Annotated in this window: 20 protein-coding genes; 9 read left to right on the top strand and 11 right to left on the bottom strand. The window is 65.4% G+C overall.

Annotated features, from left to right (window positions below):
• Positions 1 to 9 precede the first annotated feature (9 nt).
• The gene (locus tag VIM12_RS14290) at positions 10 to 2,847 is read left to right on the top strand and encodes a PAS domain-containing protein (protein WP_331942331.1); all 2,838 of its coding nucleotides are present in this window, start codon (positions 10 to 12) and stop codon (positions 2,845 to 2,847) included.
• A gap of 114 nt (positions 2,848 to 2,961) precedes the next feature.
• Here VIM12_RS14290 and VIM12_RS14295 read toward each other — a convergent pair whose 3' ends face one another.
• Entirely contained in the window at positions 2,962 to 3,756 is a 795-nt protein-coding gene (locus VIM12_RS14295) for a helix-turn-helix transcriptional regulator (RefSeq protein ID WP_331942332.1), read from the bottom strand.
• Between the two features lie 76 nt (positions 3,757 to 3,832).
• Between VIM12_RS14295 and VIM12_RS14300 the strand changes: the two genes are divergently transcribed.
• From VIM12_RS14300 to VIM12_RS14315, 4 genes are all read left to right on the top strand, one after another.
• On the top strand, positions 3,833 to 5,047 hold the full coding sequence (locus VIM12_RS14300; RefSeq protein ID WP_331942333.1) for an MFS transporter: 1,215 nt from the start codon (positions 3,833 to 3,835) through the stop codon (positions 5,045 to 5,047).
• A gap of 590 nt (positions 5,048 to 5,637) precedes the next feature.
• A complete protein-coding gene (locus tag VIM12_RS14305; protein ID WP_331942334.1) occupies positions 5,638 to 6,693 on the top strand; it encodes a cyanophycinase in 1,056 nt (351 codons plus the stop codon).
• 419 nt (positions 6,694 to 7,112) lie between these two features.
• On the top strand, positions 7,113 to 8,333 hold the full coding sequence (locus tag VIM12_RS14310; RefSeq protein ID WP_331942335.1) for a zinc-dependent alcohol dehydrogenase: 1,221 nt from the start codon (positions 7,113 to 7,115) through the stop codon (positions 8,331 to 8,333).
• A 685-nt stretch (positions 8,334 to 9,018) separates the two neighbouring features.
• Positions 9,019 to 10,788 carry a carboxylesterase/lipase family protein gene (locus VIM12_RS14315; protein WP_331942336.1) on the top strand — a complete coding sequence of 590 codons (1,770 nt, stop codon included), beginning with the start codon at positions 9,019 to 9,021 and terminating at the stop codon, positions 10,786 to 10,788.
• Between the two features lie 285 nt (positions 10,789 to 11,073).
• Here the strand turns inward: VIM12_RS14315 and VIM12_RS14320 are convergent, their stop codons facing one another.
• Positions 11,074 to 12,090: an AraC family transcriptional regulator gene (locus tag VIM12_RS14320; protein WP_331942337.1), complete on the bottom strand. Its 1,017-nt coding sequence runs from the start codon at positions 12,088 to 12,090 to the stop codon at positions 11,074 to 11,076.
• Between the two features lie 617 nt (positions 12,091 to 12,707).
• Here VIM12_RS14320 and VIM12_RS14325 point away from each other — a divergent pair.
• Both VIM12_RS14325 and VIM12_RS14330 read left to right on the top strand, forming a co-directional pair.
• Positions 12,708 to 12,995 (top strand): hypothetical protein, encoded by a 288-nt coding sequence (locus tag VIM12_RS14325; protein ID WP_331942338.1) that lies wholly within the window; start codon positions 12,708 to 12,710, stop codon positions 12,993 to 12,995.
• Positions 12,992 to 13,813 (top strand): CoA ester lyase, encoded by an 822-nt coding sequence (locus VIM12_RS14330; protein WP_331942339.1) that lies wholly within the window; start codon positions 12,992 to 12,994, stop codon positions 13,811 to 13,813. The genes VIM12_RS14325 and VIM12_RS14330 overlap by 4 nt, the downstream gene beginning before the upstream one ends.
• Positions 13,814 to 13,847: 34 nt before the next feature.
• Here the strand turns inward: VIM12_RS14330 and VIM12_RS14335 are convergent, their stop codons facing one another.
• Genes VIM12_RS14335 through cyoA form a run of 7 tightly spaced genes read right to left on the bottom strand, consistent with a single transcriptional unit; the run spans position 13,848 to position 20,658 of the window.
• The gene (locus tag VIM12_RS14335) at positions 13,848 to 14,384 is read right to left on the bottom strand and encodes a response regulator transcription factor (RefSeq protein WP_331942340.1); all 537 of its coding nucleotides are present in this window, start codon (positions 14,382 to 14,384) and stop codon (positions 13,848 to 13,850) included.
• Positions 14,374 to 15,723 carry an ATP-binding protein gene (locus VIM12_RS14340; RefSeq protein WP_331942517.1) on the bottom strand — a complete coding sequence of 450 codons (1,350 nt, stop codon included), beginning with the start codon at positions 15,721 to 15,723 and terminating at the stop codon, positions 14,374 to 14,376. Before VIM12_RS14340 ends, VIM12_RS14335 begins: the two co-directional genes overlap by 11 nt.
• 2 nt (positions 15,724 to 15,725) lie before the next feature.
• Entirely contained in the window at positions 15,726 to 16,529 is an 804-nt protein-coding gene (locus tag VIM12_RS14345) for an SURF1 family protein (protein WP_331942341.1), read from the bottom strand.
• Positions 16,526 to 16,957, bottom strand: a complete 432-nt coding sequence (gene cyoD / locus VIM12_RS14350; RefSeq protein ID WP_331942342.1) for a cytochrome o ubiquinol oxidase subunit IV — start codon at positions 16,955 to 16,957, stop codon at positions 16,526 to 16,528. Before cyoD ends, VIM12_RS14345 begins: the two co-directional genes overlap by 4 nt.
• Entirely contained in the window at positions 16,954 to 17,589 is a 636-nt protein-coding gene (gene cyoC, locus VIM12_RS14355) for a cytochrome o ubiquinol oxidase subunit III (RefSeq protein WP_331942343.1), read from the bottom strand. The genes cyoD and cyoC overlap by 4 nt, the downstream gene beginning before the upstream one ends.
• Positions 17,582 to 19,585: a cytochrome o ubiquinol oxidase subunit I gene (gene cyoB, locus VIM12_RS14360; RefSeq protein ID WP_331942344.1), complete on the bottom strand. Its 2,004-nt coding sequence runs from the start codon at positions 19,583 to 19,585 to the stop codon at positions 17,582 to 17,584. Before cyoB ends, cyoC begins: the two co-directional genes overlap by 8 nt.
• 8 nt (positions 19,586 to 19,593) lie before the next feature.
• Complete coding sequence (gene cyoA / locus VIM12_RS14365; protein ID WP_331942345.1) at positions 19,594 to 20,658, bottom strand: ubiquinol oxidase subunit II; 1,065 nt, start codon at positions 20,656 to 20,658, stop codon at positions 19,594 to 19,596.
• Between the two features lie 158 nt (positions 20,659 to 20,816).
• Between cyoA and VIM12_RS14370 the strand changes: the two genes are divergently transcribed.
• Positions 20,817 to 22,172 carry an MFS transporter gene (locus VIM12_RS14370; protein ID WP_331942346.1) on the top strand — a complete coding sequence of 452 codons (1,356 nt, stop codon included), beginning with the start codon at positions 20,817 to 20,819 and terminating at the stop codon, positions 22,170 to 22,172.
• A 67-nt stretch (positions 22,173 to 22,239) separates the two neighbouring features.
• Here the strand turns inward: VIM12_RS14370 and VIM12_RS14375 are convergent, their stop codons facing one another.
• Positions 22,240 to 23,331, bottom strand: coding sequence for a hypothetical protein (locus VIM12_RS14375; protein ID WP_331942347.1), 1,092 nt, complete (start codon positions 23,329 to 23,331; stop codon positions 22,240 to 22,242).
• A 239-nt stretch (positions 23,332 to 23,570) separates the two neighbouring features.
• Here VIM12_RS14375 and VIM12_RS14380 point away from each other — a divergent pair, with 239 nt between their 5' ends.
• On the top strand, positions 23,571 to 23,696 hold the full coding sequence (locus VIM12_RS14380) for a hypothetical protein (protein WP_331942348.1): 126 nt from the start codon (positions 23,571 to 23,573) through the stop codon (positions 23,694 to 23,696).
• Between the two features lie 136 nt (positions 23,697 to 23,832).
• On the opposite strand, the gene VIM12_RS14385 is transcribed toward VIM12_RS14380, so the two are convergent.
• Complete coding sequence (locus VIM12_RS14385; protein ID WP_331942349.1) at positions 23,833 to 24,585, bottom strand: hypothetical protein; 753 nt, start codon at positions 24,583 to 24,585, stop codon at positions 23,833 to 23,835.
• Positions 24,586 to 24,842: the final 257 nt, after the last annotated feature.

Genomic DNA, 24,842 nt, shown 5'->3' on the forward strand with positions numbered 1-24,842 from the left:
GACTCCTCTGTGACCGCACAAGCTGAATTGCCGCCCTTGCTGATGGCCGGCGGGGGCGAAGTAGGGGAGCTGATGCGGTCCCTCGACTGGCGGACTTCCAAGCTCGGCAACCCCCTGGCGTGGCCGCAGTCGTTGCAGACGATCGTGCGATTGGTCCTCGATTCCAGCACACCGCAGTTCATCGCCTGGGGGCCGGCCCTGTGCCTGCTCTATAACGATGCCTACCTGGATGTCCTGGGCGACAAGCACCCGTCGGCGCTCGGCACCCCGCTGGAGCAAGCATGGCCGGAAGTATGGCCCGACATCGAAGCCCTGGTGAAGCGGGCGATGGCCGGCGAACCGCTTCGCTATCGCAACAAGCTGTTCACCCTGCACCGCAATGGCAAGGATGAAAGTGCCTGGTTCAGTTTCGGCTATACCCCCATCCGCGCGGCTGACGGCACGATAGGCGGGTTTCACTGCGCCCTGGTGGAGACGACACACCACGTGCTGTCCGAGCGGGAGCGCGAACGCCAGACCGAGCGGCTCTACGGCCTGTTCGAGCGCGCCCCCAGCTTCATGGCGGTACTCTCCGGTCCTGACCATATCTACGAGTTGGCGAACCACGCCTACCTGCGTTTCGTCGGGCAGCGCGAACTGGTCGGCAAGTCCGTCAGGGACGTCTTCCCGGAACTCTCGGGGCAGGGCTACCTCGAGATCCTCGATGCCGTGTACCGGACGGGCGAGCGGTACGTCGGGCGCAAGGCGCAGGTCCGGCTCCAGCGGCAATCCGGAGGCCCGCTCGACGACCGTTTCATCGATTTCGTCTTCGAGCCCATCCGGGATGTCCAGGGCGCGGTCAACGGCATCTTCATCGAAGGGTACGACGTCACCGATCACCAGCATACCGAGGAGCGCCTCCGCAGCAGCGAGCGGCAGGCGATGGACGCCGCGCGACTGACGAGCACCGAGCAGAGCCGCCTGCGGGCCTTGCTGGAGGCCGCCCCAGTGGGCATCACCTTCGCCGACGTATCGGGCAGGATCGTTCTCGGCAATAGCGAGAACCGCCGTATCTGGGGCGAGCACCCGATGTCCGAAAGCGTCGCCGAGTACGCCGAATGGAAAGGTTGGTGGGCGGACCAGTCGGCGCGGCACGGCCAGCGCATCCAGCCGCATGAATGGGGACTGGTGCGCGCCCTGCAGGGCACGGAGGTGACGAATGACATCATCGAGATCGAACCCTTCGGAATGCCGGGGACGCGGCGGACCGTCCTGCTGCGTGCGTCCCCGGTGCGCAATGCGGAAGGCGATATCGTGAGCGGCGTGGTGGCGCAGATGGACATCACCGACCGGGTGCGAAGTGAAGCGGCGCTGCGCGAAAACGAAGCCAGGTTCCGCACCATCACCGACGCCATGCCGCAAATGGTCTGGTCCACCACGCCCGATGGCTACCACGACTACTACAACCAGCGCTGGTACGATTTCACGGGCATGCCGGAGGGTTCCACCGACGGCGATGCATGGAACGACATCTTCCATCCCGATGACCAGGAACGCGCCATGGCACTGTGGCGGCACTGCCTGGAGACCGGCGAGCAGTACGAGATCGAGTACCGTCTGCGCCACCGTTCCGGGCAGTACCGCTGGGTACTGGGACGCGCGCTTCCGGTCCGCGACGATCACGACCGCATCACGCGCTGGATGGGAACGTGCACGGATATCCATGAGCACAAGCTGGTCCGGGAGGCGCTGAAGGAATCCGACCGCCGCAAGGACGAATTCCTGGCCATGCTCGCGCATGAACTGCGCAACCCCCTCGCGCCGATCAGCGCGGCCGCAGAGCTGCTATCGATGATGGCGGGCGCGGACGCGCGCATGAACCACATCGCCGCCGTGATCGGGCGACAGGTGCATCACATGACCGAGCTTGTCAACGATCTCCTGGACGTGTCCCGGGTCACGCGCGGGCTGGTCACGCTCCACAAGGAGCCGGTGGACATGAAGATGGTGGTGGCCGAAGCCCTCGAGCAGGTGCGTCCCCTGGTAGGGGAACGGGGCCACGCGCTGGAAACGCACCTTCCCTTCGAAAGCGCGGTCGTCCTGGGTGACAAGAAGCGCCTGGTCCAGGTTCTCGCGAACCTGCTCAGCAATGCGGCAAAGTACACGCCGGGCCGGGGCAGGATCGACCTGGGCGTGCGCGTCGATGCAGAGCGGGTCGCGATCTCCGTACGTGACAACGGCAGCGGCATGACGCCCGAGCTGGTGCAGCGTGCCTTCGAGCTGTTTTCCCAGGGCGAGCGTACCGCGGACCGGTCCCAGGGCGGACTGGGCATCGGCCTGGCCCTGGTCAAGAGCATGGCGGAACTGCATGGCGGCACGGTCGCGGCCTACAGCAAGGGCATCGATGCCGGAAGCGAATTCACCGTTTCGCTGCCGCGGGTCGACCAGGCAGAAGGGCGGCGGCCCGAAGTCGAGCATCGGGCGCAGTCGCGCCCGAGCCGGCCGTACCGGATACTCCTGGTGGACGACAATGTCGATGCCGCCGACATGCTCGGCATGTTCCTGGGCGCCGCCGGATACGAGGTCGCGGTGGAGCATCACCCCGCCAGCGCGCTGGAACGCGCGGCGGTCTTTCGGCCGCATGTCTGCCTGCTCGACATCGGCCTCCCGGAGATGGACGGCTTCGCGCTTGCCCGCCGGCTCCGTGCCCTGCCGCAGGAGCAGCCCATGCACCTGGTCGCGGTCACCGGGTACGGGCAGCCGCAAGACAGGGAGGCGGCGCTCGCGGCCGGATTTGCGTTTCATCTTGTCAAGCCGATCAGCACCCCGGAGCTGACCGGACTGCTGGCCCGCCTCCTGAAAGGATAAAGCGGCAGGCGCGTCCAGCGCACTCGCGGCAAGAGCCGGAGGTTGCGTGGCGCGAGGCGCGGCGGCCGGCGCAACGTCAGTGCGGATTGGGGCGGAGCGCGCAGGCTGCGGCGTTCAGGCGCGTCCGCGCCACTCCGCCAGGTAGTGTTGCGGCGTTTTGCCGAGTATCCGCCGGAACATGCTGGTGAAGGCGCTCGGGCTGGCATAGCCGAGTTGTTGCGCAATCGCGCCGACGCTTTCGCCGCGCGCCAGCATCTCGAACGCGTGCGCCAGGTGCACCTGCTGTACCCACTGGCGGTAGCGCAACCCGGTCTCCTTCGGGAATAGCCGGATCAGCGTGCGTGCGCTGGCGCCCGCCTCGAACGCCAGGTCTTCGAGCGTACGGGAGGTGCCGGGATGGTCCATCATGTCCGCGCACAGCGCCTGCAGCCGGCGGTCCCGCGGCCACGGCACGGCGATCGGCACGGTCTCCATCGCGGCCAGCTCGGACAGGATCAGCCATGCGAGGTGCTCGCCCCGGCCGCCCAGTGGATAGGCGACCGGCTCCGCCGACAAGGCGAGGATCAGTTCCCGCAGCAGCGGACTGACTTCCAGCACCTTGCAGCCTTCGGCCAGCCCGCCTGCCACCGCGGCATCGATATAGACGGTGCGCATGTTCACGCGGCTGAGCATCGTCAGCTCATGCGTGATGCCCGGTGCAATCAGCAACGCGCGCCGCGGCGGAATGATCCACATGCCAAGCTCGGTACGCACCCGCATCACACCTTCGCTGGCGTACAGCAGCTGCACCCAGGGATGATTGTGCGCTTCCACGTGCTCCCCGTGCTGCGCGAGCAAGGGCATGGCGGTCACGCTGCGCGGCAGCGAGCGCAGCTTGCGGGGTCTCGGGGGGCGGGGCGAGGATGTCATTTACGCGACGAAAAATGGAATATGCGTTCGGCCTGCACATATTACACTGGTGCTCCATCCATTACTGCCTCCCGCCATGGCTTCACCCGTCTCCGCCGCTTCCGCCGGTGCCCCGGCCGCCCCACAGGGCGCCGTCATGCAGATCCTGTTCTCCGTCGCCTTCGTTCACCTGCTGAATGACTGCGTGCAGGCAGTGCTGCCATCGATCTACCCGCTGCTCAAGCACGAGTTCGCGCTGAGCTTCACGCAGGTCGGCTTGATCACGCTGACCTTCCAGTGCACCGCGTCGCTCCTGCAGCCGTGGATCGGCCTGTACACCGACAAGCGCCCGATCCCGTTCCTGCTCCCTGCCGGGATGTGCGTGACGCTGGGCGGGGTCGCGCTGCTGGCCTCGGCCACCAGCTTCGCCATGCTGCTGCTTGCCGCGGGCATGATCGGCGTGGGCTCCTCCACCTTCCACCCGGAAGCGTCGCGCGTGGCGCGGCTGGCCTCAGGAGGACGTTTCGGTTTTGCGCAGTCGCTGTTCCAGGTGGGCGGGAATGCCGGTTCGGCTCTCGGTCCGCTGCTGGCCGCCGTGATCATCGTCGGGCACGGGCAGGGCAGGATCGGCTGGTTCACGCTGCTCGTGCTGCTGGCCATCCTTGTGCTGGTGGGCGTCAGCCGCTGGTACGGCGCGCACCTGAGGAACGCGGCCCCGAAGTTTGCCGGACATGCCGGTCCGGCGCTGCCGCGCTCGCGCGTCGTCGGCGCGCTGGTGGTATTGGCGCTGCTCGTATTCTCGAAATACATCTACATGAGCAGCCTGTCCACGTACTACACGTTCTACCTGATCGAGAAATTCCACCTGCCGGTCGGCTCCGCCCAGATATACCTGTTCCTGTTCCTGGCTGCGGTGGCCGCAGGCACCTTCGCCGGCGGCCCGATCGGCGACCGCATCGGGCGCAAGCGGGTGATCTGGTTCTCGATACTGGGCGCTGCGCCGTTCACGCTCGCGCTGCCGTATGCAAACCTGTTCTGGACGGGTGTGCTGTCGGTGATCATCGGACTCGTGATGTCATCCGCTTTCTCGGCAATCGTCGTGTTTGCGCAGGAACTGGTGCCTGGAAAAGTCGGCATGATCGCCGGGATCTTCTTTGGACTGATGTTCGGGATCAGCGGCATCGGCGCGGCGGCCATGGGAAGCATTGCCGACGTGTGGGGAATCGAACGGGTGTACCAGGCCGCTTCCTTCCTCCCGCTGCTGGGGATCCTGGCTGCGCTTTTGCCCAGGACGGAACGGCCGGGCCGGTAGCGCCTGGCCGACCCACTGGACGTGTCGCGCTTGCTGCATGACGGCACGTCCTTTCTTGCCGCGTCGCTGCTTCGCCCGCTGAACGTCGCGGGCAGTTCAGCGGCTCTCGCCACGCAGGACAACTCGCGCGAATACGGAACAAGCGGTGTTCCCGGGAAACAGGACGTCAGCCGTGCAATGCTGGCCGTCATTGCTTCCAATATGCATGGCCGCTTATCTCTTCCCGGTCGATTCCAACCACATTTTCACCCCTGCAGCCCCCTTCGGAAATCCGTCTGTTTTCGGCGTATTCCGCGTGAACCGATGGACCCGTGCAAGTTCAAACAGCCAGTCCAGTGAACATCAGAGGAGCAGGACATGCAGGGCGGTGGATCCGGAACGCAGCACAACGATAAGGATGTCGATTCTTCCCGCGGGGGGCCGGCGGAATTCACCGCCGGGCAGGGCGCCGGCACAGGAAACGGCGGGCCCTCCACACGGACGGACGTGAAGGCAGTGCCGCGCGAGCTTGCAGAGCGCGCAAAGCCGGCGGACGACGGTCCGGACGACCCGGTGGCTGACTGAGCGTTTCGCGGCACGCGTCCGTCGCAATGCATCGACAAGCCGTTCACTGCAGGCAGGCCAGAGGGCACGGCGTGTCGCGCGCGCTCCTTCCATACTGGCTGCTGCTGATGGCGTGCGTCGTGCTCGCCGGGCGCGGCGCGGCGGCGTCGACCGGCAAACCATACGAACATACACTCGTCGGCACTGACGTCGATGTCAGGCGACCCATCCCTGCGCTCCCGCGCGCGGTCCTGATGGGGGGAGGACCGGCGGTCGACGACGCGTTCCGCTGGATGATACGCAAAGGCGGCGGCGGCAACTTCGTGGTCATCCGTGCAGCGGGCACCGACGCCTACAATCGGTACATCTACGCGCTGGGCGGCGTGTCCTCGGTCGAGACGCTCGTTATTCCAAGTCGCGATGCGGCGAACGATGAGTTCGTTGCACGGCGGGTGCGCAACGCCGATGCGTTGCTGATCGCCGGCGGCGATCAGGGCGACTACGTCCGTCAGTGGAAGGGCAGCCTGCTGGAAAAGGAAATCCACCGCCTTGCCAGGAAAGGCGTGCCGATTGCCGGCGCCAGCGCAGGACTTGCAGTACTCGGCGAGTATGCGTTCTCGGCAGAACGGGGATCGTTACGGTCTGCTACCGCGCTGGCCAGTCCGTTCCATGAATCCATCACCCTCACCGGCGATTTCCTCAAGCTCCGCGACCTTGGAAACCTCATCACGGACAGCCATTTCGACAGCCGCAACCGCCTTGGCCGACTGATTGTCTTCATGTCACGCCTGATGTCCGAGACACGCAAGCGGCCGGTGCGGGGGATAGGCGTTGCGGTCGGGACGGCGCTCCTGGTGGAGAACGGTTGGGCGGAAGTCAGCGGTGGAGGCGCAGTGCACTTTCTCGAGATGACGGAAGCGCCAGAGGTCCTTGTGCCGGACGCGCCCCTGACCGCCCATGACATCCGGGTGGAACGCCTGGAAGGGGCGGGCAGATTCGACATCAGGCGCTGGACAGGCGCCGCCGACAGCACGATGCGCTACTCGGTATCGGTCATCGACGGCGAATTGCGTTCCAGCCGAAGTGACGGCGAGCCTTACTGATTTCCGCGACCTGCATCCGGCGCACGCTGGTTATCGCGAATCCCGCGCCCGCTCAGGCAGCGGCACTGCCGGTGGCGTTTGCAGCATTCCCCGTGCGCACCGGCATCGCCTTGTTCTCATGCTGCCGGAGTGCATCCAGGAAGGTCGCCGACCGTCAGCAGCAGGAAGGAACATGCACAGGAACCTTCACCGGGCGGACAAATCTGCGGTTGAAAGTGTGTCCAATACGGGCAGGGTGGCGCCGTGGCGCAGCGCAGTGCAAGTTCGCGATCTTCCGCAGCGCTGATTGCTTCGCCCCGAGGCAATGCCGGCCACGAATGGTGCACATGCCGGCGGTTGAATCCCGCACGACAGCAGCGGCCAGGCTGCGAGGAGACCGCCCGCGTCAACCCTTATGCATGAATCACAGGAGCGCATACATGAAAGCAGTCGTATTTCACGCCGTCGGAGATATCCGCCTGGACGATGTGCCGGAACCGCGCATCGAGCAGCCGACCGACGCCATCGTCCGGTTGGCGGCAAGTGCGATCTGCGGCACCGACTTGCATTTCGTGCGCGGCACCTTTCCCGGAATGAAGGAAGGCACGGTCCTCGGCCATGAAGGCATCGGCATCGTGGAGCAGGTCGGCGAGGGTGTGCGCAACCTGGTCGTCGGCGACCGCGTGGTCATTCCATCCACGATTGCCTGCGGCTACTGCTCCTACTGCCGGGAGGGCCACTACGCCCAGTGCGACAACGCCAATCCGAACGGCGCCTCGGCCGGCACCGCCTTCTACGGCGGTCCCCAGGCGGCAGGCGGCTTCAACGGGCGGCAGGCCGAGAAGGCGCGGGTGCCGTTCGCGCACGTCAACCTGGTCGAGCTGCCGGACGAGATCAGCGACGACCAGGCCATCCTGCTGTCGGACATTTTCCCGACCGGTTACTTCGGTGCCGATCTCGCCGACATCAAGCCGGGTCATACGGTGGCGGTCTTCGGTTGCGGTCCGGTGGGCCAGTTTGCGATCGCGTCGGCGAAACTGATGGATGCGGGCCGTGTCCTCGCCATCGACAACCGCGCCGACCGCCTCGACATGGCGCGGCGCCAGGGCGCGGAAGTCATCAACTTCGACGAGGAGGATCCGGTGCAGGCGATCAAGGAGCTGACCGGCGGCATCGGCGTGGACAGGGCAATCGACGCGGTGGGGGTGGATGCGGAATGCCCGCACCACGGTCCGGCGGCGCAGGAGGCCCAGCAAAAGCAGCAGGCCTTCCAGCAGGAGTTGCAGCAGATCGCGCCGACGCAGAATCCCCAGGGGGACAACTGGCATCCGGGGCAGGCGCCGTCGCAGGCGCAACAATGGGCGATACAGGCGGTGGCAAAGGCAGGCACCTTGTCGATCATCGGCGTCTACCCGCCGAGCGACACCTCGTTCCCGATCGGCATGGCGATGAACAAGAACCTCACGATCAGGATGGGCAACTGCAATCATCGCAAGTACATTCCGCACCTGATCGAACTGATACGCAACGGGAGCATCGATCCCACCAGCATCGTCACCCGCCATGAACCCATGTCCTCGGTGCTGGAAGCATACAAGGCCTTCGATACGCGGCAGCCTGGCTGGCTGAAGGTCGAGCTTCAGCCGCGGGGCGCGCAGTAGACGGCGTCCGGAAATCCTGATTCGCCGGGCAGGCGCGCCGCGCGGTGCGCTTGACCTGTCACGAGCAGCGTTCACCCGCAGCGATCGGCGCAGGTCCCTTCATGAAGGGTCGGGGCGATTGCGCGACCGGATGCTCCCGCACAGTAACGCATCCCGCGCATGGTCGCGCTCGCGCTGCCCTCGATTTTCGAGAGTCGCGCTGAAGCAAGGCACGGAAGCCGCACCGCAAGCCTTATCGCAGCCATTGAGCTGGCGGCCGATGTACTGGTTTCCCTGGCGCAGGTTGACGCGCCGGCGTGCGACCGGCCTTCCAGTCCCCGCGAACTGCCGCCGAGAGTACCGGGCGGCGCAGCTCCTCGGCGAAGCACCCGCTGCGCCACAGCACTTCCTCCCCTTGTTTCTTTCTACATGAAAGCAAACGCTCGTTGCTGACATCAGCACACCCATCCCTGGCGCTGCCACAGCAGCAATAACTTTCTGTACTGCAAGCTTTTCTCTCATGGTCACTTGCGCCGCAAGCCAAACTACTGGCAACGGAAGACAAAACAGATGCGCCGGAACCTGTCGCGATTTCGGCTCGGTACTATCAAGCAGCCGTGCATGAACTCGCCGCCAGAACCCATCTGACACGCCGCTTTCTGCGCGCCTGCCAACACAAAAAATCCAAATCATTGGAGGAGACAACATGAAATCAGCAAGCCAGAAGCGCCGCCTGCTTGCAGCGGCATGCATTGCGCTACCACTGCTTGCCGCCTGCGGCGGCGACGGCAACGGGAAGTCCCCCGCGCCCGCCCCGGCACCCAGCGTATCGCCGGTACTGAAGTCGACCACCTACGGCCAGGTCGAAGGCGTGGACAGCTCGGCCACGTCGGGCACGTATTCGTGGAAGGGCATACCGTTCGCGAAGCCGCCGGTGGGCGACCTCCGCTGGAAGGCGCCGGTCGACCCGGACGCCTGGACCACGGCGAAAGCCGCCAAGGAATACGGCAATGCCTGCGCCCAGTACGGACGCATCTACGGACCGGGCACCAACAACCGCTACGATGAAACGATCGGCACCACGCTCAACCAGGCGGTCGGCAGCGAAGACTGCCTCTACCTGAACATCTGGCGCCCGGCGACGACGGACACCAACCTGCCGGTCATCGTGTTTTTCCACGGCGGCAGCAACGTGTCCGGCTACACGGCCGACCCGGTATATGACGGCGCCAATCTCGCCAAGGCCGCCAACGCGGTGGTGATCACGCCCAACTTCCGCCTCGGCATTCTCGGCTTCCTGGCCGTGCCCCAGCTGAAGACGGGCACCGACGCGGCCACCGATTCGGGCAACTTTGCGATCCTCGACAGCATCAAGGCGCTCCAGTTCATCAACAAGAACATCGCCAGCTTCGGCGGCAATCCGGCCAATGTGACCATCATGGGCCAGTCGGCCGGCGCGATCAACGTCTATGCGCTGATGACCTCGCCGATGATGGTCGCCGCCAATCCGAAACTGTTCCACAAGGTCGTTCCGATGAGCGGCGGCCTGTCGCTGGCTTCCAATCTGCCAGCGGGCAGCATACCGACGATGAGCCCAGCGACGACCTATGATTTGCAAGGCACCACATTGCTGCAGCAACTCGTCATCGCCGACAACCTGGCGGTCGATACGGCCACGGCCAACGCCTACATCGCCGGACGCAGCGCGACGCAGATCGCCGAATACATGCGCAGCAAGACGCCGGCCGTGCTGTTCAACACGCTGCTGACCAGGCTCCCCGCGCTGGCTGGCTCCGGCCCGATACCAGAGGGCACAGCGGTGCCGACCGACGCCATTGCCGCCATCAACGCCGGCAACTATGTCAAGGCGCCCGTCATGGCGGGCAACACGCGGGATGAAGGCAAGTTGTTCCCGTCCTTCCTGCCGCTGGTGGGCGGCGCCGCCAATGCCCGGATAGTCAGCGATGCGCAGTTGTTCTCGACCCAGCTGAACTACAACCCCGAGGCCGCCCCGGCGATCAGCATCTCGGACTGGATCCATGCGTCCTACCTGCCGGTCAATACACCGACCACCGGCTTCACGGCGCGGGCCCACCAGCTGAACACGGTGTTCTTCCTCGCCAGCCGGGACAACATCCTCGACGCACTCAAGGCGAAGCAGTCCGAGGTCTGGTATTACCAGTTCAACTGGGACAAGCAGCCGGCGCCATGGAACGACATCTACGGCGCGGCGCACCTCTTTGACCTGCCCTTCATGTTCGGCAATTTCGGTCCTTCGCTGATGTCCAACATCATGAACACCAATGCCAACCGCGGCGGCCGGCTTGCCTTGTCGGATACCATGATGAAGAGCCTGGGTGCGTTCGCGAAGAACGGCAATCCGAACGATGCCGCGCTCGGGGTCACATGGAACGCGTGGCCGCAGAAGCTGATCTTCGACGCCACGCTGACCGACAAGGCGATCTCGGTTCAGTAAGGCGGCAACGCAGCGACTTGGGCCAGGCGACGACGTCCGCTTGACGCCTGTGACGAAGCAGGAAGTCCCCGACCAACGCGGGTTGATCGGGGACTTTTTTTCAGGCGGCAGGCATTCTCGATGCGCACCGGGCGGCGTGTACCCGGCAGTCCGCAGGTGCGATGCGGCGGACAGGAACCAGCAGTGCAGGCGGTCGCGCCTGTACCGGCGGGTCGGGCTTTGGCTGCTTCCGGACACCTGCGCATTCCTGCATGGCGCAGGGACGGACGGCGCGACCGCAGCCGCCTACTTGCCGGTCGCGAGCCGCAACCGGTATTCCCTCGGCGAAGTGCCGAACCACCGCTTGCAGGCACGGAAGAATGTGCTCTGGTCGGCGAAGCCGAGCAGGTAGGCCGCCTGCGCGAGCGTGATCCGGCTGGAGCGCAAATACTGGTCGGCGAGCTCTCTCCGCGCGTCGTCGACCAGGTCGTTGAACGAGGTGCCTTCTTCCTGCAGCCGCCGCTGCAGCGTGCGTTCGCTCATGCACATGATCCTGGCGACGTCCGCGCGCAAGGGATCGCCGTCCGGCAGGCGCCGCACGATGATCTGGCGGGCGCGTACCGATATCCTTGCCGCGCCGAGACGGGTCAGGTGGTCATTCACCAGCCGGTCGTTCAGTTCCACCAGCGCGGAATTGGCTGTGGGCAGCGGCGCCATCAGGTCCGAGCGCGAGAAGTGGATGCGGTGGATGCGGGCATTGAAGCGGAGCGGGCAGCGGAACGCGGTCTGGTAGGGCAGCAGTTCGTCCGGCTCGGGATAGGGGAAGTCCACCGCCTTCGGCCGCAGGCTCAGGCCGGTGAGCCAGCGCAGGATGTTCAGGATGGTCAGCACCACGAACTCGACCCGCGCGCGCGGCACCGGATGTCCGTTGCCGGCGAGGTTGAACGTCAGTCCGTAGCCTGCCGCGTCGCTCTCCAGTTCGATCTCGGCCGCGTCGCTGACGATGTGGATATAGCGCAGGAAGCGGTCCAGTGCGCTCAGCAGGTTGGGGCAGGCCATCATCACATGCACGACAACGTCGAAGCTGCCGGGATGGGCCATGTCGGGCATCGCCAGGCCAAGGTAGGGATTGCCGGTGCGGGCTACCGCCACGTCCCACACGGTGCTGATCTGCTCGGGCAGGAAGCGGGCGTCGCTGTTGTCGATCTCGGCGGGGTCGATTCCGGCCTGGCGGAACAGCGCGTGCGCGTCCAGCCCGACCGTCTCGAACAATCGCACGATACCCTTGACCCATGCTGCGGAAACCGTTGGAGCGCTTGCCATCGCTTTTCTAGTACACCCTTGAGAGCAGTCGGGAATCCGGCCGCAGCGTACGGGCAGTTTCAAACCTGCCCGTACGACGCCGGGTCAGCCGGAAACCGGTCGAGTGAAGCTTGCCTATCTTAATGGTTTTGCCGCAACAACGGAATGCGGCGGCGAACCAGGGATAAGCCGCTGGCTCCGGCCCTCACGGCGCTACCGAGCACCTGGGCAAGGCAATACAGACCGCGGCATCGGAATGAGGTCGGGAATCGGCAAAGCGGTGCCTTGCCGAAGCGCGGATGGTGCTTTGCCAATGCCACCGCCTGGGACGAGAACACCGGGTGCCGCGCGGGTGTCGAAAACAGGCCAGGCGTCGCGCCCCTCGGTCCCTTTCCTCCCCCTCTGTCCAGCCCGAAGGGGGGGTTAAGAAAATACCGATTGTCTTGCCTTGCAGGGAAGACCACACTCGTCCGAAACGATTTCGGTTTGCCAACAAGGGCGGCACCTCCGGACGTATCGACGGTTGAACCGCGCCGGTACTTCGGCGGCGCCATGGGTTGCCTCGCTTCCGCAGGGGCGGCTTCCCTGACCCGCGGTTGCGCCCTTCCGGCGCCCAGTCAACGAAAGTGTGGAAAGCAATGCCTACTCCCAACCTCAAGCAGCAACTCGATGCCGGCGGATTCCTGCTGGGCACCTGGTCCCAGAGTGCGAGTCCGGAAATGCTGGAAATCCTCGGCTATTCCGGATTCGATTTCACCATCATCGATACCGAACACGGGTTCTTTGGGCTGGAGACCGCCGAGAACCTGGTGCGGCCTGCCGAGGCCACACCGGTGCGATACTCGCCGAGCTGGGCTACGGCACGCGCGAGATCGCATCGATGCGGGAATCGGGCGCAATCTGAACCGCTGCTGGTGCCCTTATGAAACCATCTTCCATACGCTCCTACCTGTTCGTCCCGGGGAATCGCGCCGACCGGTTCGACAAGGCATGCGCCGCCGGCGCCGACGCCGTCATCGTCGATCTCAAGGATGCGGTGGCCCTCGATGAGAAGAGTGCCGCCAGGGCAGCGGTGGACGACTGGCTGTCGCCGGCGACGCCGGTCTACCTTCGCATCAATGGCGCCGATACCGAATGGTTCGAGTCGGACCTTGCGCTCTGCGGCAGAGCCGGCGTGGCCGGTGTCATTCTCCCGAAATCCGAGCGCCGGGATGATCTGGAGCGGGTGATGCAGGCCGGCGCCCCGTGCATCCTGCCGCTGATCGAGACCGGCGCAGGATTCGCCGCTGCGGAAGGGATTGCGGCAGTGCGCGGCGTGCGGCGACTCCTGTTCGGCTCGATCGATTTTCAGCTTGACATGGGGATCGACGGCGAGGGGGATCCCTTGCTGTACTTTCGCTCGCATCTCGTGCTCGTGTCGCGCCTGGCGAGGATCGAAGCGCCGGTGGATGGCGTGACGACGGCGATCGACGACGACGCGCAGGTCTTCAAGGACAGCGCCAGGGCGCGCGCCCTTGGATTCGGCGCGAAACTGTGCATCCATCCAAGACAGGTGGCGCATGTGCACGCGGCCTTTGCACCGACCGAAGCGGAGATCGCGCAGGCCCGACGCGTCGTCGACGCCGCCGATGCCGCCAATGGCGCCGCGGTCGCACTGGACGGCAGGATGGTTGACCGTCCGGTCATTCTCAAGGCGCAGGCGATCCTTGCGGAAGCGGGCAGGCGGCGCGGCACTCCACAATAGGGACTCCCGGCGACAGCGAAGCCGCCGGACCAGCCTACTTCACCCGCTGCTTCTCCAGCTTGCGCGCCAGCGTGCGGCGGTGCATGCCCAGCCTGCGCGCCGCCTCCGAGATATTGAAGTTGCTTTCGACCAGCACCTCGTGGATGCGCTCCCACTCCAGAGTCTTGATCGAGGTTGCACGGTTGGTCAGTTCGATCGCGGCGGCGCCGGCGACATGGCCGAACGCCGCCTCGATGTCGTCGGTGTTGGATGGCTTGGCCAGGTACTGGCAGGCGCCGAGCTTGATTGCTTCAACGGCCGTATTGATGCTGGCATACCCGGTCAGCACCACGATCAGCATCGCCGGGTCGTGCCGGTGCAGCGCCTGCACGCACGCCAGGCCGGAGGTGCTGCCATGGAGCTTGAGATCGACCACCGCGTAGCCCGGGGTATGCGCCTGCAGCAGGCGCTCGACCTCGTCGAGGCCGGCCGCCTGCAGTACCCGGTAGCCGCGCCGCTCGAACGAGCGGGCCAGCGTTCGCGCGAAGGCGGCGTCGTCCTCGACGATCAGCAGCAGGCGTTCATCGGACATCGGCATTCTCCGGGACGAGCGCGATGGCGGTCAGCGGGAGGCTGAGTTCGACCTCGGCGCCGCCTTCTACGCGGTTGCGGGCAGCCACCGTGCCGCCCAGCGTGCGCGAGACATTGACGGCGAGGAAGAGCCCGAGGCCGCCACCTGGCCGCCCCTTGCTGGACTGGTAGGGTTTGCCGAACTGGGCCAGCATCTCGGGGGCGAACCCGGGACCCCGGTCGGTGACCGTGAACGCCAGCCGGCCGTCCTTGCGGCGCGCGTCGAGGCAGACCCAGTCGGGGGAGGCCTCGCTGGCATTGTCGAGCAGGTTGAAGATGGTCTGCTTGAGGGCCGAGTCGAACACCACTGGCAGGTCGGGATCGATGTGGTTGTCGAAGCTGAACGAGGCCACGTTGCGGCCGGCGCGCCATTCTCTCACCAGGTCGTTCAGGAAAGTGTTGATGGTGGTGCGGGCCGAGGACTCGCCCCGGGCCTCGCCGGCCGACAGCAGGATGCCGCTGACGATCTTCTTGCAGCGTTGCAGCTGCGCCTCCATGACCGCGATCTCCTCCTGCAGGTCGGGATCCTCCGCGAACTCCGGCATCCGCTTCCAGTCGCCGAGGATGACCGACATGGTGGCCATCGGGGTGCCGAGCTCATGCGCGGCGCCCGACGCCAGCAGGCCCATGCGCACGATGTGCTCCTCCTCGGCCGCGCGCTGGCGCAGGTCGGCCAGCATGGCGTCGCTCGCGCGCTTGTTTTCCGTGATGCGGTTGACGAAGAACACCAGCAGCCCGGCATTGAGCACGAAGCACAGCAGCAGACCCTGTACATACAGGCTGGTGATGCTGAACCATCCCTCGGGCGGGCGCGCCAGCGGCAACGAATACAGCGACAGGCCGGCCAGGCACAGGCTGGTGACGGCGACGATGGTCCAGGTGAAGCGCCGCTTCAGCAGCACCGCGCCGAGAATGACCTGCAGCAGGTACAGGAAGGCGAAGGGATTGGCGGTGCCGCCGGTGAAATAGAGTTGCGCGGTCAGGCTGCCCACGTCGACCAGCAGCGCGAAGAACAGCTCGCGGTCGGTCACCGCCGACGACTTGTGCAGGCGCAGGTGGCCGGCGATATTGAACGCGATCAGGCAGGCCAGCACCGCCAGCATCTGCGGCAGCGGCAGCTGGATGCCGAGGCCGACGCTCACCACGGCGATGGTGGTGACCTGTCCGATCACCGCCAGCCAGCGCAGCTGTATCAGCTGCAACATGTTCTTGTGGCCGGCCGCATGCCCGGCCGCCGCCGCCGGTTTGCCCGGCCGGGCATGTCCTTCCTTGCGTACCGCCACGTCGTTGCCGCCTGCCATCGTCACTGTGCCCGCTCCGTCCGCTGTTTGCGTTCCTGGCGCCAGATCCATCCAGCGGCGCCCGCCACCATCAAGGCAAGAGCATACCAAGTCAGCGCATAGACCAGATGATTGTTGTGGAAGCGGACGACGGTCATGCCGCCGACGGGCACACCCGGGCGGCCAGCGCCAGGGGTGGCGTCGGCGTCGACGAAATAGGGAGCGACCTGGCCGAGGCCCTGTGCCTGCGCGATGGCGTCGACATCGCGCGAGTACCAGCGCCCGGTCGCCGGATCGTTCTTGCGCAGAAAACCACCGTCGGGTTCGGCCATGCGCAGCAGGCCGCTGAGCGTGACGCGCGCGTCGCCGGGGTCGGCAATGGCCGGCGCGCGTCCGGTGGCGTCGACGCCGACGAAGCCGCGGTTGACCAGCACGGTCCAGCCGGCATCGGTGCGCAGCGGGGTGAGCACCCAGTAACCGCTGCCGCGTGCGGTCACCGCCTGCACGCGGACGGACCTGTCGTCGAGAAAAGTCCCGGCCAGGCTGACCCGGCGGTACTCGTCGGCGGCGGCGGTGACAGCGGGCCAGGCGGGCGGGGCGGGCGCCGTCACCGGCGCGGCATGGACGCGCTGCTCGACGCGTTCGATCAGGGCCAGCTTCCATTGCAAACGCTGCAGTTGCCAGGTACCCAGGCCCAGCAGCACGGCGCAGGCCAGCAGCGCCAGCACGGCCAGCAGTGCCGGGGCGACGCGGCCGGCGGGACGCGCGGGCGGGGCGGACGGCCGCCGGCACGTCCTGGAGCACCCCTGGCCGCGCACCCGGGTCATGGCATGTCGTGGATCTGATGCGGCGAATCCGCCGTCATGCCCGGCATCATGTTGTGGTTGAGGTGGTACATGACCCAGATCGAGCCGGCCAGCGTGATCACCAGCAGCACCAGCGTGAACAGGAAGGCCAGCATGGTCCAGCCGCCCTCCGACCGGGAGTTCATGTGCAGGAAGTACACCATGTGCACCACGATCTGCACCGCGCCCAGGGCGAGGATGGCCATCGCGGTTGTGCTGGAGCTCTCGAACACATTGCCCATCACCAGCCAGAACGGGATGGCGGTGAGGATTACCGACAGCAGGAAGCCGATGGTGTAGCTCTTCACGCTGCCGTGGTCGTGTCCGTCGTCCCCGTGGTGGCCGTGGTCGTGTTGATCGTGATGGCCGTGGCCGGCGGCATGCGCCGCAAGATCGTGGTGCGCGCTCAAGGCAGGACTCCCATCAGGTAGACAAAGGTGAATACGCCGATCCAGATCACGTCCAGGAAGTGCCAGAACATCGACAGGCACATCAGGCGACGCTTGTTCTCGGGGATCAGGCCGTGCTTCTTCAGCTGGAACATCAGCGTCACCAGCCAGATGATGCCGAAGCTCACGTGCAGGCCGTGGGTGCCGACCAGCGCGAAGAACGCGGTCAGGAAGGCGCTGCGCTGCGGTCCGGCGCCCTGGTGCAGCAGGTGGGCGAACTCGTACAGTTCGAGCGCGATGAAGCCGGCGCCGAACAGGCCGGTGATCCCGAGCCAGACCAGGGCGCTGTTGAGGCGCTTGCGCTGCGACTCCAGCATGGCGAAGCCGTAGGTGATCGACGACAGCAGCAGCAGCGCGGTATTGGTCGCCACCAGCGGCAGGTCGAACAGCTCGGCGCCGGTCGGCCCGCCCGCGTAGTTGCGGCCCACCACCGCATAGGCGGCGAACAGGCAGGCGAAGATCAGGCAGTCGCTCATCAGGTAGAGCCAGAAACCGAGCAGCGTGCCGTTTTCGGGATGATGCTCGCGCACGAAGTAGCGCGAGCTGGACGCCTCCTGCAGGGCGTCGACGCTATTTGCAGTGATGTCAGACATGGCTTTCCAGCAGTCGGGTGCGCGCATTCTCCGTGCGGACCACCTGGTCCGCCGGGATGTAATAGTCGCGCTTGTAGTTGAAGGTATGGGCGATCGTGCCGGCCACCAGGACCGCGAACCCGCCCGCAGCCAGCGCCCACATGTGCCAGATCAGGGCGAAGCCGATCAGCGCCGACAGCGCGGCGATGATGAAGCCGGCCGCGGTGTTCTTCGGCATGTGGATGGGCACGAAGCCTTCCAGCGGACGCACGTAGCCGTGCTTCTTCATGTCATCCCATGCGTCCAGCGCATGCACGCGCGGGGTGAACGCGAAGTTGTAGTCCGGCGGCGGCGACGAGGTGGCCCACTCCAGCGTGCGGCCGTTCCAGGGGTCGCCGCTGACGTCGCGCAGCGCATGGCGGCGCTTGTAGCTGACATAGAACTGCATCAGCATCGCACCGATACCGCCGGCGATCAGCAGTGCGCCGAAGGCGGCAACCTGGAACCAGATCTGCAGCGACGGATCCTGGAACTGGCTCATGCGGCGGGTGACGCCCATCAGGCCGAGCACGTACAGCGGCATGAAGGCCATCCAGAAACCGGTCACCCACAGCCAGAACGACCATTTGCCCCAGTAGGTGTCGAGCTTGTAGCCGAAGGCCTTCGGGAACCAGTAGTTGATGCCGGCGAACAGGCCGAACAGCACGCCGCCGATGATCACGTTGTGGAAGTGCGCGATCAGGAACAGGCTGTTGTGCAGGACGAAGTCGGCCGGCGGCACCGCCAGCAGCACGCCGGTCATGCCACCGATGACGAAGGTGATCATGAAGGCGACGGTCCACATCATCGGCAGTTCGAAACGGATGCGGCCGCGGTACATGGTGAACAGCCAGTTGAAGATCTTGGCCCCGGTCGGGATCGAGATGATCATCGTGGTAATGCCGAAGAACGAGTTGACGCTGGCGCCCGAGCCCATGGTGAAGAAGTGGTGCAGCCACACCAGGTAGGACAGGATGGTGATGACCACCGTCGCGTACACCATCGAGGTGTAGCCGAACAGGCGCTTGCCGCAGAAGGTCGCGACGACTTCGGAGAACACGCCGAACAGCGGCAGGATCAGGATGTAGACCTCGGGGTGGCCCCAGATCCAGATCAGGTTCACGTACATCATGGCGTTGCCGCCAAGGTCGTTGGTGAAGAAATTGGTGCTGAAGATGCGGTCGAGCGACAGCATCGCGAGCACCGCGGTCAGCACCGGGAACGATGCCACGATCAGCACGTTGGTGCACAGCGAGGTCCAGGTGAACACCGGCATCTTCATCATGCTCATGCCGGGCGCGCGCATCTTGACGATGGTGACGATCAGGTTCACGCCGGACAGCAGCGTACCGACGCCGGCGATCTGCAAGGCCCAGATGTAGTAGTCCACCCCCACGCCGGGACTCTGCAGGATGCCCGACAGCGGCGGATAGGCGAGCCAGCCGGTGGTGGCAAATTCGCCGATGAACAGCGACGCCATGATCAGCACCGCGCCAAAGGTCGTCATCCAGAAGCTGAAGTTGTTCAGGAACGGGAAGGCGACGTCGCGCGCGCCGATCTGCAGCGGCACCACGTAGTTCATGAGGCCGGTGACCAGCGGCATGGCGACGAAGAAGATCATGATCACGCCGTGGGCGGTGAAGATCTGGTCGTAGTGGTGCGGCGGCAGGAAGCCGGGGTCGCCGCCAAAGGCGACCGCCTGCTGCATGCGCATCATGATGGCGTCGGCAAAGCCGCGCAGCAGCATCACCAGGCCGAGGATCATGTACATGATGCCGATCTTCTTGTGGTCGATGCTGGTGATCCAGTCGCGCCACAGCGTGCCCCACAGCTTGTGGCGGGTGATCAGGGCGAAGACCGCGAGACCGCCCAGCGCCACCATCGCGAAAGTGCTCGCGATGATCGGGTCGTGGTAGGGCAGCGAATGCCAGCCGAGGCGGCCGAAGAGGAAGCTGGTCGTTTCGTGATGAACTTGCATAAGGACTCTTAGTGCGTATGTTGGTGCGTGGCGGCGTCGCCTTCGGCGCGGGCGACCGGGGCGGGCGTCCGGGCGGGCGCTGCGTGCGCGTCATGCTCTTTATGCGCTTCATGCCGGCTGCCGGCGTCGTTGCGGGCCGCGCCATTGCGGGCGGCCGCGTCGCGGATGCGCTTGGCGTCGGCCGCCATGATGTCTTTCATGCAGGTGGTGCCGGGCGCGACGCAGCGGTTGACGATGGCGTCGTACAGCGCGGGCGCCACGCGGCCGTACCGGCGCACCGCCTCGCGCTCGCTCGGCTTCTCCAGCGCCAGGTAGTCGTCGCGCTCCAGCGTGCCGCCGGCGGACTTGGTTCTGGCGACCCAGCTGTCGAAGTCGGCATCGGACACGCCGTGGTACTTGAAGCGCATGTGGGAGAAGCCGGCGCCGCTGTAGTTGGCGGAGAAGCCCTCGTATTCGCCGGTCTTGTTGAGCACCGCGTTGAGCGTGGTGTCCATGCCGGGCATCGCATAGATCTGGCCGGCCAGCGCCGGGATGTAGAAGGAGTTCATCACATGCGATGCGGTCAGCTTGAAGCGGATCGGCACGTCGATCGGCGTCACCAGCTCGTTGACCGTGGCCACGCCCTGCTCGGGGTAGATGAACAGCCATTTCCAGTCCATCGCCACCACCTGCACCACCAGTGGCTTGGTGCCTTCGGGGACAGGACGCTGGGCGTCGATGCGTTCCAGCGGGCGGTAGGGGTCGAGCCTGTGGGTGCTGATCCAGGTCAGCAGGCCCAGCACGATGATGATCAGCAGCGGCGCGCCCCAGATCACCAGTTCCAGTCGGGTGGAATGGTCCCACTCCGGATCGTACTTTGCGCTGGTGTTGCCCTTGCGGTAGCGCCAGGCAAACAGCACGGTCAGGGCGATCACCGGTACGATGATCAGCAGCATCAGCAGGGTGGAGATGACGATCAGCTTGCTTTGCTGGGCGGCGATGTCGCCGAAGGGATTCATGACGATGGTGTTGCAGCCCGCGAGCAGGGCCAGCGGCAGCGCCATCAGCAAGCGACGGGCGGATATCAGAGTCATTCTGCGGAGTCAAGAATACAGGTCAAGATTCTGCTACTCTACTCGCGCGTGTTCCCGCTCGCGATTGGACATTTTGTCCCACCCCTGTCCGGTCCCCGCGGCGCCCATAACAAAACGATATTGGGGCGCGCACGCGTTTGATCCAGTTTGGAGGAGCAATGACGATATCCAGGACCACCGTCGGCGGCAGCGGCCGCCCCGGTACTCCGCCCGCGCGTTCGATCGTGGACGACCTACTCAACACGCGCGCCGCCCGCCCGGATATCTCGCCCGGCGAAATCGCCATCGGCGTGGTCATCGGCCGGGCATCCGAGTACTTTGATTTCTTTGTCTACGCCATCGCCTCGGTGCTGGTGTTCCCGGCGGTGTTCTTTCCATTCGAGCAACGCCTGTACGGGATGCTGTATGCGTTCCTGATTTTTTCCTTCGCCTTCATTGCGCGCCCGTTCGGCACCGTGCTGTTCATGGCGCTGCAGCGCCGCTTCGGGCGCGAGGCCAAGCTGACCGCGGCGCTGTTCCTGCTCGGGCTGTCCACCGCCGGCATCGCCTTCCTGCCGACGCATGCCCATCTCGGCTTCAATGCCATCGTCCTGCTGGCGCTGCTGCGCATCGGACAAGGTATCGCGCTCGGCGGTTCCTGGGACGGCCTGCCATCACTGCTGGCACTGAATGCGCCGCCGCACCGGCGCGGCTGGTACGCGATGGTCGGCCAGCTCGGCGCGCCGCTCGGTTTCCTGTTCGCGGCCGGCCTGTTCGCGCTGCTCCTGGGCGAGCTGTCGAATGAACAATTCCTGAGCTGGGGCTGGCGTTATCCTTTTTATGTCGCGTTTGCCATCAACGTGGTGGCGTTGTTCGCGCGTCTGCGCCTGGTCTCCACAAAGGAATATGCGCGGCTGCTGGCCGAACGCGAGCTCGAGCCGACCAACGTGATTGAAATGACACGCTCGCAAGGCCGCAACCTGGTCATCGGCGCGCTCGCCGCACTGGCCAGCTATGCGCTGTTCCACCTGGTGACGGTATTTCCGCTGTCCTGGATCACGCTGTACTCGACCCGTTCGGTGGCGGAGTTCCTGCTGGTGCAGATGGCCGGCGCCATGCTGGCGGCCGGCGGTGTTGTCGCCTCCGGGGCGATCGCCGACCGCTACGGACGGCGCACCACGCTGGGTGCGCTGGCGGCGCTGATCGCGCTGTTCAGCTGGTTCGTGCCGACGCTGCTGGCCGGCGGCGTCCTCGGCCAGAACCTGTTCGTGCTGCTCGGCTTCTGCCTGCTCGGGCTGTCGTACGGACAGGCGTCGGGCGCGGTGACGGCGAACTTCCCGGCGAAGTACCGCTATACCGGCGCGGCCCTGACCTCGGACCTGGCTTGGCTGGTCGGCGCCGGTTTCGCGCCGCTGGTGGCGCTCGGCCTGTCGGCACATTTCGGGCTGTCCTACGTCAGCCTGTACCTGCTGTCGGGCGCGGTCTGTTCGCTGGCTGCGCTCAGCCTCAATCGCGCGCTGGAGATCCGTGACTAGCGCGCATCGGCGTGCTGAATAACGGGTGCTGAACACCGGAAGATGGTCGTCGCGGCTGAAGGCGCCCCTATTCCACAGGAAGGTCGGGCGGCGGCGCATACGCGAAGTCGACCGGCCGGCTTGCCGCCGCACTGAGCATCGGTTCGAAGCGCTGGTCGTCTTGCGCACGCGCGCAGGCTGTGGCCGTAGCGCCTGACTCGCCGAGGGTGCGCGAATAGCCGATCCAGACGGAGGGCGCTGCTTCGGTGGCCAGGTTCTGCTGCAAATGGACGCGCCAGTTCGCGTGTCGCAGCTGCAGGTCGAGCTGCCGTCCGCCCTGTCCGTCCGCATAGCCGCCGCTCAGCATGACGCAACCCCTGAACTCCTGCCGGAGCCGGACCCGCGCGACCCGTTCGGCCTCCGAATCCAGCAAACGGCCATGGACATACTGCGATGTGCGCAGGAAGTCGTGCTGCAGCTCGACGCGGGTATGCATGGCCGGCGCGAAGCCGAGCCGCAGCGAGGAGCCACGAATCCTGCTGCTGCCGATGTCCCGCCAGGGCAGGTCGTCGGCGGCAGCCATGCCGTCGTCCTCGAACACCTCCGGCATGGACCCGGATGAATTGCGCGCCCTGCCCGCGTACATGGTGATGGACGCATCGGTCCAGGGCGTGCGGCGCCAGTATTTCCTGGCGCCGAGGAGATAGCTCTGCTGCACCACGGGCGCGCCGCCATTCTCGTCGCCCGGAATCCTGCGCTGCCCGGCCGCCATGCGGATCCGCATGTTCTGCTTGTGTGCATACACGGCATTGAGCAGCACCTCGGAGGCGTCCGCGCCATGCTGCATCCTGGCGCCGGCGCCGAGTTTGTCGGTCAGTCGGCGCGTGTGCGTCAGTCGCATCGAAGGCGGCATCCCCAAGGGGTAGTCGACCCGGGCATCCCAGCGTTCTCCCGCGCTCGCGAATCCGAGCGCCGCCTGCGATTCGGCGATGTCGAGCTGCCAGTTGCCGGCCTCGGGCACACCGGGCAGGTCCGGAAGGTCCAAGACACCGTCGGCAGGCGACAGCCGCAATACATCACCATGAGACGAGGCGGTCGCAATCACGGGCGCAAGTAGCAGGGCCGCCGCAAGGAAGACGCGAACCGGGATCGGCTCCTTGTTGCCGGAACGACGGGTCATGGCAAAGCGAACGGATGAATGGAGCGCCAAGCATAGTTGCGCTAGCTTAAGCGAGGCTGAAGCCGCATGGAAACAAAGCGGGTGCGGGAGGGGTATTGCCCCGTCCTGTCACATCGTCATGCCGCGCTTCGATCCACGGCGCTTGCCATTCCCCGCGTCCTGCATGAAGGCGAGCTTGCGGAGCGGGTGAAGAAGCCGGGGTGGGCCCGGCGACTTACCCTCTTATATGAAGGAAAACGATGGGCAACTGGATGGCGATCGGACTGGCGCTGGGTGCCGCAATCGGTTCCATGTATGACAGTCTGGCGGTCGGCACGGCGATCGGGCTCGCATTGGGGGTTGCATTTGGCGCGATGCAGAAATGAGCCGCTTCGCCTGCTGGAGGCGGCTGGATGGCTGGGCGGCTGGCATTTCCACTTCGCACGCGTGATGGTGATGCCGCCGGCGCATGTGCGGAAAGGTCAGGTACGTACCTTCCGGGTCTGCCCCCCGCCCCAGGGCTTATTTTGACGAAGCGTTAAGCTCTTTCGTCAATGCCTCTTTTGAATGCGGTGTCCCGCTTTCGCGTATCCCCTGCCAGAACGGCTTTGCAGTGCTTTCATCATGAGAGAAATCGTCTTCTGAATCGGACTGAACCTCGCGCAGGAGCCGGCCGCCTTCCGGTCCCGTGACGTCGATCCCTCTCTGAACGAGCAATCGTCGCATCATTTCTCCTTCCTCCGCGGTGGCGGGGCGCCTGCGCGATTTCAGCACTTGCCCGGCAGGGACGTCCATCGGCGTCCTTCTCGCACTGGGCGACGAAAAATCAGGATCGTTCTCGAACGGGATCTCCCCTCGAAAGAATCGCGTGATTGCCGGGTTGCGCGCTGTTCTGAGATTCGCATTCTGAAATGTCTTTGCGCTCGTCGTATCCGTGAACGCGTAATGATGCGTCCCGGCGTTTCGGTTAAAGCCCGGCTGCATGGTTACCTGCGCCGCAAGCTCGGCCGTTGCGCCTGCTGATTTCGCCTTTCCGAGGAAGCCGCGTGCCTGGATCGATTGCTTCGCCTCGGAAGTGGTCACGTGATACAGGACTTGTTCGCGGTAAACGTCGGCGGCTGCAATCTCTCTCTGCGTCGCATCCACGAGCCTCCTCGGTCTTTTTCCACCGACCTGATGGACCAATGGCGGCTCACTGTCCGGGCGGCGGACGCATCCTTCGGTGGTCGTTGTCGATTCGTTGGCTTCGCTTGCGGCAGCAGGCTGCTGCGTCATGGGAGCCACAGTTTGCAAAGCGTGCACTGGCGGGAAGGGCATAGGGAAGAAAGTGGAGTTGCGGTCTTCATCCGTGGCAAGGCGATGCAAAAAGTTTCAGTTCATCGGATTGCTTGCGGGGCAGGCGATGCGTGCCGTCACGCGCGCGACGCGGCGCTTACCGACTCCCGGTCACAATTCATACTGCAGGTCGATAACTGCGACGTGATACCGCCTGGGGCAACGACGAGCGCCTGTCCACAAACTCGGCCTTTACG

The sequence above is a fragment of the Noviherbaspirillum sp. genome, assembly GCF_036563305.1.
In the GTDB taxonomy this organism is placed as follows: domain Bacteria; phylum Pseudomonadota; class Gammaproteobacteria; order Burkholderiales; family Burkholderiaceae_D; genus Noviherbaspirillum.

Coding starts and splice junctions, on each gene's coding strand:
- VIM12_RS14335 (WP_331942340.1), bottom strand. CDS start 14,384: ATGTCCGATGAACGCCTGCTGCTGATCGTCGAGGACGACGCCGCCTTC.
- VIM12_RS14310 (WP_331942335.1), top strand. CDS start 7,113: ATGAAAGCAGTCGTATTTCACGCCGTCGGAGATATCCGCCTGGACGAT.
- VIM12_RS14330 (WP_331942339.1), top strand. CDS start 12,992: ATGAAACCATCTTCCATACGCTCCTACCTGTTCGTCCCGGGGAATCGC.
- VIM12_RS14320 (WP_331942337.1), bottom strand. CDS start 12,090: ATGGCAAGCGCTCCAACGGTTTCCGCAGCATGGGTCAAGGGTATCGTG.
- VIM12_RS14295 (WP_331942332.1), bottom strand. CDS start 3,756: ATGACATCCTCGCCCCGCCCCCCGAGACCCCGCAAGCTGCGCTCGCTG.
- cyoB (WP_331942344.1), bottom strand. CDS start 19,585: ATGCAAGTTCATCACGAAACGACCAGCTTCCTCTTCGGCCGCCTCGGC.
- VIM12_RS14305 (WP_331942334.1), top strand. CDS start 5,638: ATGCATCGACAAGCCGTTCACTGCAGGCAGGCCAGAGGGCACGGCGTG.
- VIM12_RS14380 (WP_331942348.1), top strand. CDS start 23,571: ATGGGCAACTGGATGGCGATCGGACTGGCGCTGGGTGCCGCAATCGGT.
- VIM12_RS14340 (WP_331942517.1), bottom strand. CDS start 15,723: ATGGCAGGCGGCAACGACGTGGCGGTACGCAAGGAAGGACATGCCCGG.
- VIM12_RS14345 (WP_331942341.1), bottom strand. CDS start 16,529: ATGACCCGGGTGCGCGGCCAGGGGTGCTCCAGGACGTGCCGGCGGCCG.
- VIM12_RS14370 (WP_331942346.1), top strand. CDS start 20,817: ATGACGATATCCAGGACCACCGTCGGCGGCAGCGGCCGCCCCGGTACT.
- cyoA (WP_331942345.1), bottom strand. CDS start 20,658: ATGACTCTGATATCCGCCCGTCGCTTGCTGATGGCGCTGCCGCTGGCC.
- VIM12_RS14315 (WP_331942336.1), top strand. CDS start 9,019: ATGAAATCAGCAAGCCAGAAGCGCCGCCTGCTTGCAGCGGCATGCATT.
- VIM12_RS14375 (WP_331942347.1), bottom strand. CDS start 23,331: ATGACCCGTCGTTCCGGCAACAAGGAGCCGATCCCGGTTCGCGTCTTC.
- VIM12_RS14325 (WP_331942338.1), top strand. CDS start 12,708: ATGCCTACTCCCAACCTCAAGCAGCAACTCGATGCCGGCGGATTCCTG.
- VIM12_RS14385 (WP_331942349.1), bottom strand. CDS start 24,585: ATGACGCAGCAGCCTGCTGCCGCAAGCGAAGCCAACGAATCGACAACG.
- cyoC (WP_331942343.1), bottom strand. CDS start 17,589: ATGTCTGACATCACTGCAAATAGCGTCGACGCCCTGCAGGAGGCGTCC.
- VIM12_RS14300 (WP_331942333.1), top strand. CDS start 3,833: ATGGCTTCACCCGTCTCCGCCGCTTCCGCCGGTGCCCCGGCCGCCCCA.